Annotated in this window: 4 protein-coding genes; all 4 read left to right on the top strand. The window is 61.6% G+C overall.

The genetic code is table 11. The features are described 5' to 3' along the window. Positions 1-315: 315 nt before the first annotated feature. The 4 genes from KPL57_RS16905 to KPL57_RS16890 all read left to right on the top strand — a co-directional run bounded on the left by KPL57_RS16905 (position 316) and on the right by KPL57_RS16890 (position 3,674). Positions 316-654, top strand: a complete 339-nt coding sequence (locus KPL57_RS16905; RefSeq protein ID WP_226352344.1) for a hypothetical protein — start codon at positions 316-318, stop codon at positions 652-654. Positions 655-764: 110 nt separating this feature from the next. Next, a complete protein-coding gene (locus tag KPL57_RS16900) occupies positions 765-2,267 on the top strand; it encodes a protein rep (RefSeq protein ID WP_308252904.1) in 1,503 nt (500 codons plus the stop codon). Between the two features lie 26 nt (positions 2,268-2,293). Next, positions 2,294-3,043: a hypothetical protein gene (locus KPL57_RS16895; RefSeq protein ID WP_226352346.1), complete on the top strand. Its 750-nt coding sequence runs from the start codon at positions 2,294-2,296 to the stop codon at positions 3,041-3,043. A gap of 187 nt (positions 3,044-3,230) precedes the next feature. Further along, a complete protein-coding gene (locus tag KPL57_RS16890) occupies positions 3,231-3,674 on the top strand; it encodes a hypothetical protein (protein WP_226352345.1) in 444 nt (147 codons plus the stop codon). Positions 3,675-4,268: the final 594 nt, after the last annotated feature.

Here is a 4,268-nt window from a genome sequence, read left to right as displayed (position 1 = left end):
GGCCGACGTGACCGCAGCCCCACCGGAGCCGGCCCCTACTCCTCTCTCTCGGGTGGTGAGGGGTGCTCGGCTGCTGCGGGAGCAGAGGCCCTCCCCGGAGGGGCCGCCGGAGGCAGCTCTTGGGTGTCGGCCTGCGCTGGGGGTGTGGCCCAGCGGCGGGCGGTCATTCGAGGGATGCCGGTCGGGATCTGGTGCGGGACTGGGGGTCTGAGGCGCACATGGCGATCCAGGGAGTCACGCGGTCGGGGAAGAGCAGGTTCGTCTACGGCTTCCTGGGCCAGCTCGCGGAGAGCCCGCTGGTGACTGTCGCGGGGTGTGATCGGCCGTCTGCTGGCCGAGGGCGCGAAGGCTGGTGTCCGAGTGGTGCTGGTCGTGCAGCGGGCGGAGGCGGCTCTGATGGGGGCGTTTGAGCGGGCTCAGTGCTCGGTGAAGGTCAGCTTCCGCAGCGACAACCCGGCTGCGGTGGAGCTTCTGCACCCCGGTGCGGCCCGGGATGTGGCAGAAGCCCAGGTCAGCGCCCTACCGGGTGTCGGTTTGCTGTCGGTGCCGGGGGCTCCGCTGGCGAGGTTCCGAGCCCTGCACGTCGGCTCCTACGCCGATTACGTGAAAAAAATCCGGTCTGCTTCGGCGGTTCGCGCCCCTGGTGCGGCCTGAGATAGGCCAGATTAGGACCCAACAAGAGCAGAACGCCGTGGCCAGTCGGAGTTTGAGCCCTCCGAGTTGGCGTCCAGCGCGGCCCGAGAATCAGGAATCAGGTCGTCTGGATGTTCACGGCGTTTGCTCCCTCCACGGTAGAGCCCCTCTCGCGGGTTCACCAGTCGACTCTCCGAGACCACGTCTCGTCTCGTCCTCCTTCGCTGCTCGGGGCCTCCTCCGGGTCTGTCGTGCTGCCTGCGGGTGGCCCGGCGGGCCGCGGCGCCGGAGGCGTGAGCGGCCTGTCGGGGCCGCCCCTTGGCACTTACACGGATGTACCTTCCACTGCAGGTCACAGCGTTGCTGGGGGCTGTTGTCAGCGGTGGTTCTCGTTGCGGGAGTGGGTGCGGAAGAAGAGCGGTGATCCGGCTGCGGAGCAGGTCCGGCGGGACGAGGCGCGCGCGGCCCGGTACGCGCAGCGAGAGGGTCTCCGTAAGGTGTATCGGGGTCGTCGGGTGCGCGCGTGCGGGCTCCCGGGCCTCCGTCCGGACGCCTCCGTCGTCGCGAAAGTGACGGAAGTCACAGAGGGTTGTGGGAGGGTGAAGCGGGTCGCGGGGCTCGCGGGGTTGATGCGGTGCGGGACGGTGTGGACGTGCCCGGAGTGCTCGATGCGTATCTCGGTGGAGCGGACGGCGTTGCTGGGGAAGGTGGTGACGCGGCACGTCGAGGATGGCGCTCGGGTGATGACGCTGACCCTGACGTTGCGGCACTTCGCTGAGCACGAGCTGGCCCTGTCGGTGAAGGCGTCACGGACGGCTTTCAGTCGGGTGACTGATGGCCGTGCGGGGATGCGTGACTACGTTGAGCTGGGGCTTCGTGGTTGGTCGCGGTCGCCGGACCTGACCTGGGGTGTCGAGAACGGTTGGCATCTGCATCAGCATGTGACGCTGGTGTTCGAGCCGGGCACGACCGATGAGCAGATGACCGAGCTGGCTGAGGGGTGGTTCACCCGCTGGTCGCGGGGTGCGGTGGCCGCGGGCATGCCCGCTCCGGATCGGGAGCACGGTCTGGACTTCGAGATCCTGCCTGACGGTGACACCGAAGCGGCCCAGGCCTGGGCGGCTTACCAGGCCAAGGGCATCGCGGCTGAGCAGCTGATGGCCGGTCACAAGAAGGCGAAGGGGACCTCCCGCACGATCGGCGAGCTGATTCACGACGCAACGATCGGGCGGACCTACGAGAACCCCGAGACCGGTGCACAGGTCCAGATGGTCGATCTGCAGGCTCAGGAGCTGCTGCGCGAGTTCGAGAAGGCGATCAAGGGAGTCCCGCAGATGACCTGGTCACGAGGCAAGCACGACCTGCGCAACATCTTGTCCGAGGAGGAGAAGACCGAGCGTAGCGACGAGGAGATCGTCGACGACGACTCCCTGGACGGGGAGGAGGTCGCGGTCATCCCTCGCGAGTCCTGGCCGCAGCTCCAGCCCCGGGTCCCGGAGTTCCTCTCGATCATCGAACGAGAAGGCACCGATGCTGCTCGGGCCTGGCTGGACGCGAACGGCATCGGCTGGGAGATGCCGACCCGGCTCACAGATACGAGACGCCGAGGTGTCAGACCCGGCTCTGAGATTTAAACGACCATGATTTTCATTGTTGATAGGTGGCGAAGGCGTCACGAGGAGAAGAGTTGAGATCGTCTGATGAAAGAGTTTGGGGTCCGGTTATTCTGCAAGCGGCTGAATCTATTGTTGTGCATGGGATAGACCTGAATGTCGAGGATGAGGTGGAGACGTACTGGGATATTGTTTTTGCCAACAGTTATCAGTATGCAGTGGAAGAATTTGCCGATCGAGCCGACGAACGTCTCGACGAGACAGCTGCAGCCCTTGCTCAAGTTCTGAGTCGGGGGTGGTTAGGGTCCGCCGACGTTGTCTCGCCTCAAGGGGTCTTCTCTGACTCAATTACTCTTCGGGCCACCCAGATTGAGAACCCCGAGGATGACCTGTACGGAGACAAGCCGCTGGGAGCATTCTGGACATCTTCTTATCTTCCTAATGGAGATAGCGCATGGTCTCGCAGTGAAAAAAGTGAGTTTGCCAGCCTAAACAGAAAACTGCGTAACTTCACATTTCGCTTGCCTCCGCCGCGGGATATATTCATTATTCGGTATCCGGAAGATTACCGACGGCTCGTTGCTGATTATCCACGCAAACTTCAGAACGGCCGGACTGTGGTTGATTGGCGCCGAGCGTCGGATGACTATATGGCGGTCCGCCTGACAGCGTGCGGTCTCGCGCTGGCACACCATTTTCGTGTCGTAACTCCGGCGGGAGTTGCATGGCTCAGCGGATGGGACGCTGAGTCTACTGCGTGGCTTCACTTGCCCTGCAACGCGGACCTTGATAACTGAAGTCGTGGTCATAGAGGTTCATCCAGGGTGATCACGAAGTGTTGTAGTGTTTCCCCAGGTCGGGATCGTAGTGAGGTCGCTCGCTAGGAGTTCCTGAATAATCCTCATAAAGTTACTAAACGTGTGTAAAAGCAATAGTTGGTAATTCTGAGCGAGCCTGTTCGGCTTACCGATATACGGAGGAAAAATGCGCGTTCTGAAGATTTTTATTGCCGTACTCTTTATCTCTGCAGTGGTTGTCGGATCAGCTTTTCTTAACCCTTCGGAAGCGTATGCTGCTACCAAGACGATCGGCGACTGTGACATCATTATGGAAGTGCCTCACGCTTCAGGGCACGTCCGAGGAAATGTTACGGTTGATCCGCGAATCAAGTGTAAGACCAAGCAACGATATCTTGGCGTAACCGCAGTAATGGAGCGCAAGTTTCCCGGTTCGCAGTACACGTGGAAGATTTCAGCTAAGCGTAAGGGAGGCAACGTAAATTATATGAACGCCACTCCTAATGAACGATGCCAGAAAGCAGACTACCGAGTTAAAGCGGATTTCTTGATTGTCGATAATCGCGGAGTGCGCCATGGAGAGTTCGGCTATGTCTCGATCTGGAAGTCCAATCCGTGTAGACTGCCGTGATAGCCTACTAATTGGGTCGAGTTGTCTGGTTTTAATTAGCCGACTGTGCAAAGTTAGTTCTATGTGCCACAACTGTTCTGCACGCTTTCATTCAGGGTGCGACTTGCTCCGGTAAGTCCGTGTGGTGCTACTTGGCACTGGCGCAGCTTGCCTGCCTCGCTGATGTCCTGATGATTCACGGCTAGCGCGCATCCCGTAGCGGAACAAGCTGCCGTTCTCCGCGGGCGTCGGTGGCCGGGAGTGAAGTGTTTGTGCGGAACCGGCGTCGGGACCGGCGGGATCACAGCACTGTGTATAGGTGTGGTGGCAGTTGATCTTGGAGCGGCTGCGACGAGCGCGTCGTACGCGAGCCACCGAAGGTCAACCGCCACCACACCTACCCGGACCGCACCCCGCCCCAGCGGGGGGGTACGAAAACGCGGGTGTCAACGTATGATTGACGCCTGGGGTGGTCGTCGATACGACGACATGCAGCTGGTGCTTGGAGGGTGGGGCTGCGCGGTCACGTCGGCGCGCGGAGCGCCGTCAGAGGGCCGCAGGTGCCCGCAACATGCCCGGTGGGGTCCGCGGAGATGTTGCTGCCCAGGCTTGCGG

Source organism: Pseudonocardia sp. ICBG601, assembly GCF_020496245.1.
Note: the sequence above shows the minus strand (reverse complement) of the source record. Positions and strands in the feature narration are given on the sequence as shown.

What these genes read in the sequence shown, in the direction of transcription:
- KPL57_RS16900 (WP_308252904.1), top strand. Translation starts at nt 765, where the DNA reads ATGTTCACGGCGTTTGCTCCCTCCACGGTAGAGCCCCTCTCGCGGGTT.
- KPL57_RS16890 (WP_226352345.1), top strand. Translation starts at nt 3,231, where the DNA reads ATGCGCGTTCTGAAGATTTTTATTGCCGTACTCTTTATCTCTGCAGTG.